Origin of the sequence: Chitinophaga qingshengii, assembly GCF_014529935.1 — a bacterium.
GTDB classification, from domain to species: Bacteria; Bacteroidota; Bacteroidia; order Chitinophagales; family Chitinophagaceae; genus Chitinophaga; species Chitinophaga qingshengii.
This window is the reverse complement of the sequence record NZ_JACVFC010000001.1, coordinates 1,530,472-1,546,349: the sequence shown is the minus strand read 5'-3', so window position 1 is coordinate 1,546,349 and position 15,878 is coordinate 1,530,472. Positions and strand designations below refer to the sequence as shown.

Genomic DNA, 15,878 nt, shown 5'->3' with positions numbered 1-15,878 from the left:
GCTTGGCGTTGGTTATGCTGGTGGAATGCTACTGATCAAAACCCGGTATCATGTTTAAAAGTTACTTTCTTTCCACGTGGCGTAACCTGGTAAAAAATAAGTTTTATTCCCTGATTAATATCGCTGGTCTTACTACCGGATTGGCCATAGGATTGCTGATCCTGCTATGGGTGCAGGATGAACGTAGTTTCGACCGGTTCCATCAACGGGCAGATCAGCTGTACCGGCTGGAAAACAGGGTAGGCACCGGTGTCAGCCGGCATATCTGGACAGTCACCAACGGGCCTATCGCCATCAATGCACAGGCGAGGCTACCGGAAGTAAAAGGGATGATCCGGATATTGGGCAACCACCTGTATTCGGCTTTCCGGTACAATAACCGGCTCTTTTCTGCGAACCGGATGTTTTTTGTCGACCCCACTTTCTTTCAACTGTTTGACTTCCCGCTGATACAGGGTAATCCGTCTAAACCATTTACAGACGTACACAGTATTGTGATGACGGAAAAAGCGGCCCGTAAATATTTCGGGGACGTGGCGGCGGTGGGAAAAGTATTGGTGAGCAATGACAACACCAGTTTTACGGTGAGTGGCGTGGTCCGGGATTTTCCCCGTAACTCTTTTATGCAGGGCGAAGTGCTTTTTCCCATGCAGCTGGCAAACGAGAAAAAAAAGGCCGGGAGCGGCGTTGATTTTGATCATGAGTGGGAAGAGTTTGATTTTGAAACCTACCTGTTGTTGCAACCGGGTACCGCACTGGCCTCTCTGGGTAAGAAACTGCGGGATATCCACCTGGAACACCAACCGGCTGATACTGATATCGAATACCTGGTACAACCGCTGAAAGACATGCATCTGTACCAGGCAGATGGGTCAGATGGCGGTATGCAGACCGTCCGCATTTTCTCCATCATTGCCATCCTGATTCTCGCTATTTCTGCGATCAACTACGTCAACCTGTCTACCGCGAGGGCGGTGCTGAGAGCGAAAGAAGTGAGTGTGCGTAAACTCATTGGCGCCGGAAGAGGACAGCTGTTCTTACAGTTTATCCTGGAGACAGCCTTCCTATTCCTGTTTTCGCTGGTATTGGCGCTATTGCTGGCCTGGGCATTGCTGCCGTTGTTCAACCGCTTGTCCGGTAAAGAGCTGTTCATCGACTTTATGAGTACCCGCCTGTGGCTACTGGTAGTTGTTACCGGACTGGCTACCCTGGCGGTATCCAGTATTTATCCTGCGCTGATGTTGTCATCCTTTGAACCGCTGAATGCCCTGAAAGGAGTCATGGTAGCAGGTATCCGGGATGTGGTTTTCCGCCGCGCACTGGTAGTAGGGCAATTCGTGATTTCCATTGCACTGATTACCGGAACACTGATTATCCGGCAACAGCTGCATTATATGCGTACACAGCATCCCGGTTACGATAGAAGCCATGTACTGATGTGCCCGATGCCGCCGGGAGGGAACGATCATTACGATGCTATCCGCGAGCGGCTGCTTCGGGAGCCGCAGATAAAAAGCATGGTCCGCGCCTCCGGTAACATCGCCTCGTTGAGTGTACAATCCGGCGACAATACCTGGGACGGCAAAGAAGCGGGAGAAACCGTCATGGTATACCCTGTAAGTGTAGAGAAGGATTTTATTCCTTTCTTTCAAATACAATTAAAGGACGGTAACAATTTCTCCGGTACCCCGGCGGATTCTGTGCATTATATCCTGAATGAAACCGCTGTGAAAGAGATGCATCTGAAAGATCCGGTGGGTAAGCGTTTTAGCTTATGGCAGAAAGAAGGTACCATCATTGGGGTAGTGAAAGATTTTCATTTCGCTTCTTTCAGAGACAAGATACAACCGGTAGTGCTATACTATTTCCCTCAGCGGGCAGGCCTGATGTTAATGAAAACCGCCGGTGGAGAAGCTCCAGGCGCCATTGCCGCACTGAAATCGGTATGGGATCAGTATAGTGCCGGTGTACCGTTTGAATACCACTTTATGGATGAAACGTTTGATGATATATACAAGGCGGATCGCCGCACCGGCGCGTTGTTCAACGTATTTGCCGGTATTGCTGTACTGGTGTCCTGTCTGGGGTTGCTGGGATTGAGTGTGTATACCGCCCAGGTGCGTACCCGGGAAATTGGCGTGAGAAAAGTGCTGGGGGCTGGTGTGAGCGGCATTGTCCGTTTACTCACCGTTGATTTTATCCGCCTGATATTGATCGCCGACCTGATTGCGCTGCCGGTATCATGGTGGGCTATGAGCCGGTGGCTGAACGGATATGCCTATCGTATTCCGCTCAGCTGGACCGTCTTCCTGTTATCAGGCATCATAGCATTGCTGATCGCGCTTCTGACCATCGGTTTTCAATCCATAAAAGCCGCCATGGCTAATCCTGTCAAAAGTCTGAAAACGGAATAATACTATTTCCAGAAACCTTGTGCCTGTATCTGGTCGTTACTACAGCCTTTGGCTCTTAACAGTTTTCTGAGGGCTCCTACGAGGTAGGAATTGCCGGCGAGGTAATAGCGCCAGGAGGGGTGCAATGGCAGCCATTCCAGTTGATCCAACAGCGTTTTTGCATCCGGCATTGTTTCCAGTGGCAGCTCCGGGAAGGCCTGTGTAAAATGTTGCCGGTGTGGAGCGTCCGGAACAACAATCATTCCCGACACCCAGCTATGGGTAGATGCCAGTTGTTGCAGTCCGTTGAAATGTCCAATCGCACTTTGATCGCCCAGCATCACCAGGTGAGTACCTGCCGTTACTTTTTGCCGGGTACCGTCTACACCGAGATAATGAAAAACATCGCCGGGAGCAAGGCTTTTCGCCCATTCGCTGCCTGGTCCGTTATGACCGGCATCCACAAAAAGGGTACAGGTACGGAGCGTTACATTCCAGCGTGCCGGCGTATAGTCGCGGTAGTGATAAGGCGCTACGCGGCATTTGATATGTGGCGGCGATTGCCAGGAGTGCATATTAACCCCCGGCAGGTGCAGGTCTATTTCGTAAAAGGTAGCCGGTTCCCAATGACGAACATCCAGTACAGTGCCTTGCCGGGTAATGGTTTTCTCCAGGAACCCGATGCGGCGATGAGGTAAGGTCGTTGATTCCATTGTTGTTATTTTATTGCAAAACAACGAATGAATCCGTGTCGGGAAAATAGACGATCACAGGGAATGGTTGGATAAATCGCGGTATCTGGCCCGGAAGGTCAGCGGCGTTTCCCCTGCCAGCTTGCGGAAAAAGCGGGAGAAATAGGTGTGGTCATCATAACCGGTACGAAAGGCAATTTCTTTGGTAGTAAGGTCGGTGTAATAAAGCAGGCGTTTAGCTTCCCGTAAGGACTCCTGCTGTATCCAGTGACTGACCGGAAAACCGGTATGTCCTTTTACCACTTCATTGAGGTAGGAGAGGGAGAGGTTCATTTTATCAGCATAAGCGGCGGGGCTTTTCAGGATAAGGCAATGTGTTTTCACCAGTTCCATGAATTGCTGGGAAATGACCGCCGCCCTGTCGGTCTGCCGGTGGCCTTTATCGCTTGCCTGCCGGAAAGTGGCAGCCACCATACCAATATAGGCATCGATGAGGGAATGTAATACTTTACGTTGCAGGGCATCGCCGGAAGGATGGGCATCATATTGCAGTATCAGCTGGAGGCAGTGCTCTAATGCAGTGGTGTCATCGAGGGGGATACACTGTTGCTGATCTTTGGAGGAATCAAAAATATCCCGCCAGGTATCCTGTACCAGCAGTGTGTCTACTGCCAGGAACCATCCGCTGACGCTGGTGTTCCCGGCATAGTGGTGTACTTGTCCCGGTATGATATAACCGATACTGGGACCGGTCATTTTTTGCAGGGAGAAATCCAGCAGCATTTCCAGGCTACCGGTTTTAGTCAGAAAAAAGATATAGTAATCGTCCCGGTGTGGCTCTGGCCTGGTGATCCATGTGTCTGCCGTTAGCTGTACGTATTTTATTTCGATACCATTACCGAAATCGGCTTTGTGTACGGGCACCTGTTTTTTCTGATGTTGTTTTTTTCGCATGAAAAATTATTTAGGATGACAGGAGCGCGTAGGCTATTTCTGCTACTTTGAGCGCAATGGTGGCATTTTCTTCCGCGTTGAGGCTCCAGGCAGCGGACAGGCCGCCATAGGCGATGATCCATCGCAACAGGCGGGTGGGCTCTATGCGGGCGGCAGTAGCAACAATGGCTACCTGTCCGGCCAGCCGTCCTGGGGCGAGGGCCGTTTTTTTGTCCGGATTACAGAAGATATTGGCATAATCGAAGGCGCGGTCTCCCCACAATCCTTTGGGGTCGATAACGAGCCAGCCCCGGGGGCCACCATCGAGTATATTGCCATGATGAAGGTCGCCGTGTAATATGCTTATTTCCTGCTGGTGCCGGAGCAGGTCGTGTGCAATCAGCTGCGCATCCTGGAGGATGCCGCCGTATTTATCGGCTGCCGGCGCCAGCTCTGCAAACCATGTTTCCAGCGGGATGAGTTGATCGGGCGGCGGTGTGGCGCGTGGAGCATGCAGCAGGTCGGCCACCTGGCAGATAATGCGGCTGGCGGCGTCGTCTTGTATATCCCGCAGTTGTAGCCCGCCATGGATGCGTTCCAGCAGCAGTGCGGGTCCTTCCTGTTGTAGTACCTTAGCGGCGCCTATACCATTCCAATAGCGCATCAGCAGTCCTCCACGCTGTTCCTCGGCTTCGAGGGCTATTTTCAGCATCGCTGGTTGTTGTTGGTATCGTACCGGCTGGAGCCAGCAGGCATATGTTTTGAATGGCTTGCCGTCGGGTTCCAGCTGCCATTGCTGCAGATAATGTTTCCGTTGTTGATCACCGGCCCTGAAAGCAGCTGCTGTTCTCCATTCCTGCGCAGGGGCGGTTGTTTGATGGTCGGGCATGGGTTTAAGAAGATAAGAATGACCCCGGACCGGCGTCCGGGGTTAATAAGCTATCAGGATGGAATATTGTCCTTGGCGATGATGGTCCAGTCCTCGCTGCCATGGCCTTTGGCAATCCAACGGTCCATTTCTTCCGCGATAGCCGGGATAACGGCGAGACGGGCGCCGTTCTGTGCGGCGGCGTTGAGAAACAGTTGGGTATCCTTGCGGGCCATGTTCAGTTCCCAGGAAGGCTGGTCGTAAGTGCCGGCCGTCATGCGTTTAAGCCTGCCGGTGGTCATAGCGCCGGGGTTCCATTCGTTGAACAGGGAGAATACTTCATCGAGTTGGATATTCAATGTTTTGGCGAGGGAGAGCATATCGGAAAGACCGGCGGTGAAGGTCACCAGGAAGAGGTTGCCCATCAGTTTGATGCCGGCTGCTTTACCTGGGTCCGGACCGAAATTGAGCACTTTGCCGGTCAGTTGTGATAACTCAGGTTCCAGTTGAGCGATCAGCTCCTGGTCACCGGAAACCAGCATATTACCAGTGCTTTCCAATGCGTTCTGCGGACCCATAAACACAGGTGCATGCTGATACATAAAACCACGCTCTTTCCAGGCCCGGGTGCGCTGTACGGCACCTTCCGCGGAAGTGGTGGTGTGGTCTATGATAATAGCACCGGGTTTCAGTCCCGCGCTGGCGGCAGCCAATACTTCATCTACAGAGGCGTCATCTTTCAGGGTAAGATGAATCCTGTCTGCTCCTTTTACGGCGTCTGCCACATTTTCAAATGCTTTGGCGCCGTCAGCTTCCATGGCTTTCGCCCTGGAGGCGGTGCGGTTCCATACCTGTACCTGCTTTCCTTTGCTGATCATTGCCCTGACAAAGTTGGATCCGAGCAGGCCCATACCTAAAAATGCTACCATAATATTGAAATTTTGGTAAAGGTAGGAAAGAGTGAGAATATGATTTCCGCATTAAAGCCTGTTGGGAGGTTCGCTATATCATCATCAGCTGCATAAAGGCCGTGGTGCTGCTTTTGCTTTCCCTGGCGGAATGCAACGCATCGAGATAAGGGAAGGTACTGATGTTGTAACGGAAGGCCGGTAACGGGTGACTGAACTTTTTCTCCAGGTACAGGTTCAGCTCCGCATCGGTTTTATGTCCTTCTATATAGGCGGTCAGAAAATAATACAGGCTTTTGTATTCCTTCTCCAGCAATAGATGCAGGGCTATCACAAAAGCGCCGTAGGGGATATCGTTGCTACGCGCAATAATACCGGTTGCTTTTTCATAAAAGGCGGTGTTTAGCTGCCGGTAATGTTGTGGTAGAAATATCAGGCAGAAATATTCAATGTTCCGGTTTTCAAAGATACCACCGGTGGTTTCGCCGCCGTCCATATTGTGCCAGGCGCCCCATTCCATAAATTCGTTGAGCGACTGATGCCCCGCCAGCAGTTCCGTTAATTGATGTGTAAGGCCCGCTACTGTAGGCGCGGTGTCTTTGGCGTATTGTTTATAATCCTGCCATTCATAAAAATAGCCCGCATGGTAGGTTTCCAGCGCTGTTTCAAAAAGTGATACCGGGTCTGTGAGTCCGGGCTCATAGGGCTCGGGTGTAGTCACTGCTTCCAGTTGGGCGATCATTTCCCGGGTAGTCAGCACTCCCTGGAACCAGCGGATGATCATATCGTGAAAAAAAGGGTATTGTTTTTCCGGGGCACTCATGGCAAACAGGTTGATGGGCGGCTAATATACGAAACCCAGGGCTAAAAGCCCTGGGCTAAGATGTTGTTCAGGTGTGAGATAAATTATTTTTTCCCAAAGAACCGCTGCTTCCCGCTTTTCGCGGGTACCAGGTCTTTAATCGCAGTAGCAGCTTCAATAGAGCGGTCGGCTTCTATCAGGCTGGCGCCGTCGCGGATAATGGCCTGGTAAGCGGCGGTACGGGCCGCGGCATCTGCTTGTTTATCGTAGGTGGGCGCGGTGGAGATCATACACATCACGCCCCGTTTGTTGAGTTGTTCGTATAGTGGTTTCAGTTCGGGTTTGTTATCCGGGCCCACGTAGGCCATGATATGCGACCAGGGAATACCGGCGGCCTCATAGGATGCCATGGCTTCCGGAGTTTTAACGAATGCCTCGAATACAAAATTCTTGTTGCGGTCATAATACCAGCGAGCTTCTTTAGCGGTATGAACGGTGATCATCACATGTCCTTCGGCTTTATTTTTAGTGATGATGTTCGCCGTCATTTCAAAAGGCACATCTTTTTTATCGAGTATCAGCACGGTCTTCCCTTTGGCCCAGGTAATAGCTTCCTGTAAAGTGGGAATGCGGTATTCGGTGACGTTCCCTTCCACGTCTTTGAGTTTTAGCTGTTTCAGTTCTGCCAGCGTATAGTCGGATACTTTACCGGTACCGGTGGTGGTGCGGTCCAGGGTGGCATCGTGCATTAATACGATAGCGCTGTCTTTGGTGAGCCTCGGATCTATTTCAAAAGTGGCCGGTGTATGTTTCAGCGTGTTTTCAAAAGCGGGGATACTGTTTTCGGGGAAACCTTTGTTAACACCGCCACGATGGCCGCTGATAAACGGGATGTCTTTTCCGGTATAACGAAGGAATGCCTGTAACTCTTTACTGTTGCTGATTTTGAGTACGTGCAGTTGTTGTGCCCGGGTAGATAGTTGTGCCCCCAGGAAGCAGGCTGCCAATAGTATTTTTTTTATCATGATGAATATTTTGTGTTGAGATGATGTAATGCAAAGGGTTCGTTGTCTGACAACCGGAAAACGGTGACAGTCGCATTGTCCAGTATCAGCATCCGGTAATTGCGCAGCGGCATGCCCAGTTTATGGGCCAGGTACAGGCGGTTTACGCCGTTATGGGCGGCAACGAGGATATTACCTTGTTGGTGCCGTTGCAACAGTGACTGGAAAAAATCATCCATACGGGTCACGATTTCCAACCCTGTTTCACCGGTGCCACCGGCGCGGTGTATAGCGGGATCATTGCTCCAGTTATGCCACAGTTGAGGATCTTCGGCAATAAATTCTTCTTTTGTTTTTTGTTCCCACTGTCCGAAATCGGCTTCGATCAGTCGTTCGTCGGTGATGACTGTTCGTCCGCTGGCGATGGCGGCGGTATTCCGGGCACGTTCTAACGGGGAGGAATACACGCTTTCAAAAACAACGGATTGTAATTGTGCCCGCACGGCTTCGGCCTGTTGCAGGCCTTTGGCGGTGAGGGGGATGTCTGTACGGCCGCAATAGCGGTTGTTGTCTGCGTTCCAGGCGGTTTGCCCGTGTCTTAGCAGGTAGATATCAAGCATGCTCATAGGTCGAAATATATCCTTTTTCTTTCAGCAATTCCAGGAACCGGCGGTATTGCGCCTCATAAGCGCGTGATAACGCCGGCGTGGGTTGTACCTGTATGTCTTCCTGCGCCATGGAGCTAACGGCTTCCGTGAGGTGATGGTACCAGGTACGGGAAGCGGCGAGCATGGCGGCTCCGGCAGCGCCGCTGGTGTGTTTCATGCGTATGACCGGCAGTTGTAAAACATTACTGCGGATGGTCAGCCAGGTATGACTATTACTGGCGCCTCCCGCGGTATAAATTTTCTGTACCGCTTCGCCACTGAGCTGCGCAATTTTTTCGTATGCATATCTTTCTATAAAAGCCACGCCTTCCATACCGGCAGCATATTGATCGACGGTGGACAGGCCATCCGGCGCAAAGCCGCGTGCCTGCGGCGATACAAAGGGGAAACGTTCCCCCTCCTGTAACAGGGGCCATGACAGCTGCCGCGTCGGGATACGCTCCAGCGCCTGCGCATTGAGCGCCGCCAGATCGGCTCCGGGGAACTGTTGCGTGATCCAGTCGGCACCGGTATTGCTGGCGCCGCCGGGCATGCTATAGCCCTGCGGGTGGAGGTGGTTGTACAGCGCCCCGCCGGGGTCCCGGATAGGCTGTGTGGTAACGCCTTTCACCACGAGGGTGGTGCCGATGGTAGTGTTCCAGTCCCCGGGCCTGACGGCGCCGGCGGCTATCTGGGACGCGCATCCGTCGGTGATGCCGGCCACGATGGCAACTTCCGGCGATAAGCCCCACTGCTGCGCCAGTTCAGGTAGCAAAGTACCTATCGGGGTGCCGGACGGCACTACTTCCGGCAGCCAGGAAGCCTGTAATGGCAACTGTTCCCACAGATAAGCGGGCCAACGCAAATGATGGATATCATATCCTGATTTGAGTGCGCAGGTAGGGTCCGTGATGTCAAAACGGCCGCAGAGGCGCCCGCTGAGGTAATCGGCAGCATGTATGAATTTATACAGCTGCGCTGCTTTTTCCGGGTACTGCTGTACAAACCATACCATTTTAGGTAACCCGCTGGAAGTATTAAATGCAGTATAGCCGTTAGGGTTATACCGTATGGCTGCTTCCCTGCATTGCTGTGCGGCAGCAGTTTGCCGGGTATCGCTGTACATGATGGCCGGATGCAGCGGCACATGCCGGTGATCGATGGGGATGATGGTACCGGAGGTAGAAGTGACCGCCATCGCCCGTATAAAGGGCAGCCATGGCTTGACGGCATCATCCTGCAACAGCGCCTGCAGGGAGGATTGGCAGGCATCCCACCAATGAAGGGGCGACTGCTCCTGCCGCAGACCGGCCTGTAACGGGAATGTTTTTTCGCGGCTGCCCCGCAGCTGCCCGTGTTGGTCCATCAGTACTACACGGGCGCCCTGGGTGCCTATATCAATGCCAATAAAACAGGCTTGCATAATAACTAGTTGATGTTTCTGAAATACTGCCGTGTTTTCTCCCATTCGGCGAAGAGCGCCTGGTGCTGTGCGGTACCGGCCGGTTGAATAATTTCTGCCGGATCATCGGTGCCGATGTTGCGCTGCAACGCTTCATTGCAAAGCAGGGCGCCGCCAATAGCGGATGATTGTTCAAACGCCTTGCGGATCTTCACCTGTTTGCCGGTGAGGTCGGCAATGAGCTGTCGCAGCATACGGCTTTGTAAACCGCCGCCACAGGCCCAGATGTATTCCTTGTGATGCCCGGCTGTTTCCGCGAGAATATGGTAATTGCGCACAATAGAACAGGCGATATCCAGCATGGTGGCCCATACAAAAGAACCGCGGGTGAGCAGATGGGATACCGGTGCGGGGAAAATAAAACCGCCACGGGTAAGGGATACTTTTTCATCTGCCAGCAGCGATCCCAGCGATGCCATACAGAAAGTATGCTGGTTATCTGCCAACTCTTTTTCAATCACCGCATAATCTTCATTCGGATAAAAAATCTCCTTTAACCGCTGATAGTTGAGACCCGTAACGCCGGCATTGGCTTCAAATACAAAGCGGCCGGCTTCTATATCACGGCTGGTCCAGGTTCTTTCTGCTTCATCCAGTATATACGTGTCCGTTATCTTTACAATTGGAGTGGTGGTGCCGGAAACGATGACTACATCGTCTACAGCGGGACGGGTACTTTTAATAGCCAGTTGTGTATCACCGCCTCCGGCCACGATGGCAGCGGCAGCGGAGAGCTGCAGCTGTTGCGCCACTTCCGGGAGCACGGCGCCCAATACGCTGCCGGAGGCTATCAATGGTGGCAGCAGGCTGGCGTTTAGGTTAAACACGCTGCAGAGTTCCGCACTCCATTGTTGTCGCGCCACATCATACAGCAATGTTTCTGAGGCTTGTGAATGTTCGTACCGGGCGATGCCGCTGAAGCGGTATTCTATCCAGTTGCTGATGCTCAGAAAGCTGGTGCAGGCCTGCCAGTGTTCCGGCCGGCGCTCGCGTATGCCGACCAGTTTCAGTGCGGAAAACAACGAGGTAGGATAGCGGCCGGTGAGCTGGTACACACGGCTTTTGTTGGTGATGAGGTGTTCCCATTCCCGGCCCCGGTGGTCAATGTTGGGTAACCCTATCAGCGAGGCGCCATCCGCAGAAAGCAGTACGATGCCTTCCCGCTGGCTGGTGGCCGTTATGGCTTTTACGGTGTGTCCGGGGATGTTACCCATTGCCTGGGTAGTGAGGCGCAGTACCTGCTGCCAGAGTGTTTCCGGTTCAAAGTACAACGCATCGGGATATAACGGGTCGCGGATATACTGAATATCTTCCCGGGCTACGCCCAGTATCTGTCCCTGTGGGGAAACAGCCGCTACCCGCACATTGCCGGTACCGATATCAACAACGATGTATGTGTCGGGTATGATCATGGCATATGGACTTTAAGCAGGTCTTTGTTGGCCAGTTCAGCGATTTGTTTATTGTCTTGTGCATACCATTGCAGCAGGGCGCGGTTCATGATATTTACATGATGGTCTTCCACTTCGAAAGTGGCGCCGGCAATATGTGGTGTGGCGATTACGTGCGGCATGTCGATGATACGGTAATCCAGTTCGTCGGGTGGTTCGTTATCGAATACATCGAGGATGGCGCCGCGGATCAATTTTTTCTCCAGCACTTCGAGTAGGCCTTCCCGTTGTACCACCGCCGACCTGGCTGTGTTGATAAATATGGCATCTTTTTTCATCATTTTCAATAGTTGACCGTTAATCATGCCTTTGGTGGCGGATGTGACAGGTAAATGGACCGACACGATATCGCTGCTGGCGAACACGTCCTCCAGCGTGGTTTTGCGATAGGTTCCCTGTTCAGGTACATAGGGGTCATAGAATTGGATAGGGCAGGGGAAATCTTTTACCATACGGGCTATCAGTTGACCGATAGCGCCGAAACCGATCATGCCGATGGTTTTGCCCGCCAGTTCATTGCCTTTAAAGTATAGGTAGGAATCGTGGGCGCCCGCCTGCCATTGCCGGTCTTTCAGCCATTGCATGGCCGGCATTGTCTGGCGCAGCAACAGGATCACATTGGAGAGGAATAGTTCCGCTACCGCCTGCGCATTGCGGGCAGGCGTGAAGAACACCGGAATACCCATGGCTGTAGCGGTAGCCACTGCCACGTTGGAAGGTGTGCCACGGCATACGCCGATAAACTGTAGCTGTGGATTGGCGGTGATCACTTTTTCCGTTACCTGGTCATGTTCCGTGATGAGCGCATCCGGTTGCGCCGCCTGCAGCATGGTGAGCAGTTCTGCTTCATTGAAGGCCCTGCCATGGGGCTTCCAGGGCTGGTAGATTACTTCCCCGAACTGTCGCCGGAGTGTTTGCAGGCCCTGTTCATGATAGGGCGCGGTGACAAATATTTTCATGTATGCACAGGTGTTTTTTCCGTTGAAACGTGCCCGTGATGGGCGGTTTTAGCATTGTCGGGCAGTGTGATAAAGCGGGTGATGACAGCGCTGAGCAGATACAAGGCGGCCAGTATCCATATTACGCCGGCATTGCCGGTGATGCCGATGAACAGGCCTACGATAGCCGGACCTACGAATACGGGTAATCCCGCGCCCAGGTTGAGGATAGCCATAGCAGCGCCCTTGTCTTTTTGAACGAGCGACGGAACTAACGCTGACAGGGGTACGTAGCCGGCCAGGCAGGCGCCCCATAATACGCCGGCAGCCAGTACCATCCAGAAATTCCCCGGCCATAGTTGTGGCGCATAATAAAACAGCAGGGTCGTAGCGGCACAACCGATACCGCCGAACCACATAATGGTATTGCGCCATCCCAGACGGTCGCCCACAAAACCGAAGAGCAGGTTGAAAATGATGTTGGCCGTGAAGATGGTGCCCCATATGCGCAACCACTGCGTAGTGTCGTAACCGTGGCTAGCCATGTACATGGGCAGGAATACCGGAAACGCAAACTGGGCCGTGGTGTTGATGATGCGGACAATGCCGCCCAGCAGTACTTTCGGTTCCCGGCGAACGATGGTCAGGCCTTTTATCAGTTCCTGTAATTGGGCGGAGTTGTTTTTTTCGCGGCGGATGCTGCCTTTGTTGAACACCAGCGCGAAGAGGGCGCCCAGCAATGCCCAGCATACGGACGTCCATAAAGTAGTAAGATGCCCGTAGCGGGGGATGGCCCAACTGGAATACCAGGCGCCCAGTACATTGAGCCCGCCGGTAAATACGAACCAGAACCAGCCTACGGCGCGACCCAGCTGTTGCCGTGGTGTAACGTAGGCGATCCATACCAGGAAGGAATAAGCAAACAGCGGGTAGCCGAAACCCCGCAGCGCATAAAAAAGTAACATCAGCGGATAATTAAGCTCGGGCATACCATAACCTACAAAACCGACTGTCCCCATCAGATATAGTATTAAGCCGGTAAGCATGGTACGTTTAACGCCATAGCCTTCGGCCAGTACGCCGGAAAACCAGGCGGAAACAGCGATGGTGATGCCATAAACGGTGAACAGGGTGGCCGATTGTTGCACCGTCATGCCGTGTGCTACCAGGTAGGGACTAAGCCAGCCTTGTTCTATACCATCGCCCATCATAAAAATCATAATGCCGAGGTAGCCGGAAAGCAGCGATGGCGGCAGTCCTGCCCGGTCAAAGAAAGAGGCACGGGTAGTGGAATTCATGGTAGATGTTGTTTATGCTCCCGTTGTTATGATGACGGGAAGTGATTCATAATAGTGGAAATGAAATGAAATTTAATTAAATTAAAGTAAATGTAAACAATGAATTTAACTTTTTTAAATAATTTTTAAGATGCCGAAAATGTACTCCGGGGGCTAGCTTACTACTGTAATTCTTTTAAAGGTTGATTTTAGAAGCGTTGTTTTTATAGAATAACTTTATATTTGGTGAAAGGAATTTTAACATAAAGAAGATCATCATGAATATCACGGACAGACATCAGCTTATCTTACAACAACTACAGGAAAAAGGGAAAGTGGATATCCAGGAATTGAGTGATGCTTTACAGGTGTCCGGTGTTACTATCCGGAAAGACCTGAAACTGCTGGAAGAAAAGAAACTGCTGTTCCGGACCAAAGGCGGGGGATCTACCCGTAACCCCTATACAATAGAAAAACCAATCAATGAAAAGGAATTCATTCAATCGGAAGAAAAAAAGAAAATAGCACAGGCGGCATTGCCACTGATCGGGCAAAACGATGCTATTATTATAGGCTCCGGCACCACGGTGTTTGAACTGGCCCGCATCCTGCATCCATCCAAACAGCTGACGGTCATCACGCCTGCCCTGAAAGTGGCATTGGAACTGTGTAACCGCCAGCACATAGCGGTGTTGCAAATGGGCGGGCTCATTCATCAAACCTCTTCTTCTGCGGCGGGTTCCTTCGCAGAGCGGCTGCTGGACGATATCTCCTGTGGTATGCTTTTCATTGGGGTAGATGGCATCGATATGGAATTTGGCCTTTCTATCACCAATCTGGCGGAAGCCAGTCTTAATACCAAAATGATACACCGGGCACAAACTGTCGTTGTATTAGCGGACAGTTCCAAATTCAACCGCCGTGGTATTGGCCGTATCGGTGGCCTGGAAGAGGTGGACTATATCGTTACCGACAGCCTCGTACCGGCGGATAGCGTGAGAACACTACAGGAACAAGGGATACAGGTGATCATCGCCGGATGATAAATTTTTTGGAATTGATATTTTTTTTGCATCTATGTTTTCTCCCGGATATAAAAACGGGAAAACTACCCTTATTACTTTTGCCCCTGATGAATTACTTTTGCGGTTCCTCTTGAGATATAATCACGCCATGTTCTTTAGGAAAATCGCGAACTACTGGAATGCAATTGTTAACACCGGGATACATCCCGGCTTGTCATTCATTGAAACAAGACGGACCAGGTTGTTGAACATTGTCTGTATTCCGGGCGTCATACTTACCCTTTACTTCTGTATCCTTAACCTGGCACAACACCGGCCCTGGCTGGCGTTGGTAAATTTCATCCATACCAGCTGCGACGTACTGGTGCTATATCTGAATAAAAAACAGCGTTATCTGCAAGCGAGAGCGGCAGTCATTATCATGAGCCTTTTGTTGTATGGTATTTCCGGTTTCTTTTTCCGGAATGGCGTGGAGTTCTACCTGATCCTGATATTGGTGCTGATATACCTTATCTATGATAACAAATGGTTGCTGGGAATCCTTTCTGTCTTGATAATTTCAGTCATCGCCTTTGTGTATTATGCTCCTGTTATCTGGGACCTGGCGCCTATGGTGCCTTCCGGCAGGATATTGGCCAACCTGGTGATAGCGCTGGGTATGGTGGTCATCGCCCTGATTTATTTTAAAAGTGTACATACGGAATTCCAGCAACAGACAGAAGATCAGCGTAAATCACTGGATGTGCTGAACCAGGATAAAATGAAACTGCTCTCGGTCATCGCGCATGATATCCGCAGCCCGTTAGCTACCCTGGAAGGCCTGCTGCTTATGTTCAACAACGGTCATTACAGCGAGACAGAAATGAAAGCTGCCGGCGTGGAACTGCACCTGAAGGTGTCGCAACTGGGTGAAACACTGAGTAACCTGTTACGCTGGACTGCCGGACAAATGAAAGGTATTCATTCCGAACCGGAAGACGTGTCGCTGGCTCTTTTAATCAAAGATGCCCTAAACACCTATGAACCTCGTATTTATCAGAAAGCCCTGAAACTGGACATACAGGTAGACGACCACCTGTTGGTGTATGCAGACCCTCACCAGCTGGGAATTGTGATCCGTAACCTGGTCAGTAACGCTATTAAATTCAGTTACCGCGAAGGATTAATCACCATTCGCGCAGCCATCGAAGACGAAAAGATACTTCTTGATATCATCGATCAGGGCGTAGGCATATCTGCCGAAAAACGCGAAACCTTGTTTTCTTTTAACGGTCAACCTGCCTACGGCACTGCCGGTGAGAGAGGCTCCGGTATTGGCCTGGTATTATGCGCCGAATTTGTGCGGCTGAACAATGGAGAGATCGAAGTAGAAAGTGAGCCGGGCAAAGGCGCTACTTTCCGGCTGGTATTCTCCGGTGATCCGGAAGATGCCGGATGGGCAGGGTAGTACCCCAACTTTTCATGCCGCTGGGTTTCCT

At 51.6% G+C, this 15,878-nt stretch carries 14 protein-coding genes; 3 read left to right on the top strand and 11 right to left on the bottom strand.

All coding sequences use genetic code 11. The features are described 5' to 3' along the window. Window positions 1-50: 50 nt before the first annotated feature. Window positions 51-2,414, top strand: coding sequence for an ABC transporter permease (locus ICL07_RS05725; protein ID WP_188086960.1), 2,364 nt, complete (start codon window positions 51-53; stop codon window positions 2,412-2,414). Window positions 2,415-2,416: 2 nt separating this feature from the next. Here the strand turns inward: ICL07_RS05725 and ICL07_RS05720 are convergent, their stop codons facing one another. From ICL07_RS05720 to ICL07_RS05670, 11 genes are all read right to left on the bottom strand, one after another. Continuing rightward, window positions 2,417-3,106, bottom strand: a complete 690-nt coding sequence (locus ICL07_RS05720; RefSeq protein ID WP_188086959.1) for a siderophore-interacting protein — start codon at window positions 3,104-3,106, stop codon at window positions 2,417-2,419. A 54-nt stretch (window positions 3,107-3,160) separates the two neighbouring features. After that, the gene (locus tag ICL07_RS05715; protein WP_188086958.1) at window positions 3,161-4,039 is read right to left on the bottom strand and encodes an AraC family transcriptional regulator; all 879 of its coding nucleotides are present in this window, start codon (window positions 4,037-4,039) and stop codon (window positions 3,161-3,163) included. 10 nt (window positions 4,040-4,049) lie between these two features. Further along, the gene (locus ICL07_RS05710) at window positions 4,050-4,907 is read right to left on the bottom strand and encodes an aminoglycoside phosphotransferase family protein (protein WP_188086957.1); all 858 of its coding nucleotides are present in this window, start codon (window positions 4,905-4,907) and stop codon (window positions 4,050-4,052) included. A gap of 53 nt (window positions 4,908-4,960) precedes the next feature. Beyond that, a complete protein-coding gene (locus tag ICL07_RS05705; RefSeq protein ID WP_188086956.1) occupies window positions 4,961-5,815 on the bottom strand; it encodes an NAD(P)-dependent oxidoreductase in 855 nt (284 codons plus the stop codon). 73 nt (window positions 5,816-5,888) lie between these two features. Then, window positions 5,889-6,617: a hypothetical protein gene (locus ICL07_RS05700; RefSeq protein WP_188086955.1), complete on the bottom strand. Its 729-nt coding sequence runs from the start codon at window positions 6,615-6,617 to the stop codon at window positions 5,889-5,891. 83 nt (window positions 6,618-6,700) lie between these two features. Continuing rightward, window positions 6,701-7,621, bottom strand: a complete 921-nt coding sequence (locus ICL07_RS05695; protein WP_188086954.1) for a glycerophosphodiester phosphodiesterase family protein — start codon at window positions 7,619-7,621, stop codon at window positions 6,701-6,703. Further along, entirely contained in the window at window positions 7,618-8,226 is a 609-nt protein-coding gene (locus tag ICL07_RS05690) for a histidine phosphatase family protein (protein ID WP_246484980.1), read from the bottom strand. The genes ICL07_RS05695 and ICL07_RS05690 overlap by 4 nt, the downstream gene beginning before the upstream one ends. Beyond that, window positions 8,213-9,670 carry an FGGY-family carbohydrate kinase gene (locus ICL07_RS05685; RefSeq protein WP_188086953.1) on the bottom strand — a complete coding sequence of 486 codons (1,458 nt, stop codon included), beginning with the start codon at window positions 9,668-9,670 and terminating at the stop codon, window positions 8,213-8,215. Before ICL07_RS05685 ends, ICL07_RS05690 begins: the two co-directional genes overlap by 14 nt. Window positions 9,671-9,675: 5 nt before the next feature. Further along, window positions 9,676-11,121, bottom strand: a complete 1,446-nt coding sequence (locus tag ICL07_RS05680; protein ID WP_188086952.1) for an FGGY-family carbohydrate kinase — start codon at window positions 11,119-11,121, stop codon at window positions 9,676-9,678. After that, window positions 11,118-12,119: an NAD(P)-dependent oxidoreductase gene (locus ICL07_RS05675; RefSeq protein ID WP_188086951.1), complete on the bottom strand. Its 1,002-nt coding sequence runs from the start codon at window positions 12,117-12,119 to the stop codon at window positions 11,118-11,120. The genes ICL07_RS05680 and ICL07_RS05675 overlap by 4 nt, the downstream gene beginning before the upstream one ends. Continuing rightward, window positions 12,116-13,396, bottom strand: coding sequence for an MFS transporter (locus tag ICL07_RS05670; protein WP_188086950.1), 1,281 nt, complete (start codon window positions 13,394-13,396; stop codon window positions 12,116-12,118). Before ICL07_RS05670 ends, ICL07_RS05675 begins: the two co-directional genes overlap by 4 nt. Before the next feature lie 257 nt (window positions 13,397-13,653). Here ICL07_RS05670 and ICL07_RS05665 point away from each other — a divergent pair, with 257 nt between their 5' ends. Together ICL07_RS05665 and ICL07_RS05660 are read left to right on the top strand one after the other, a co-directional pair. After that, window positions 13,654-14,418, top strand: a complete 765-nt coding sequence (locus ICL07_RS05665; protein WP_188086949.1) for a DeoR/GlpR family DNA-binding transcription regulator — start codon at window positions 13,654-13,656, stop codon at window positions 14,416-14,418. A gap of 130 nt (window positions 14,419-14,548) precedes the next feature. Further along, entirely contained in the window at window positions 14,549-15,847 is a 1,299-nt protein-coding gene (locus tag ICL07_RS05660) for a sensor histidine kinase (protein WP_188086948.1), read from the top strand. Window positions 15,848-15,878 lie beyond the last annotated feature (31 nt).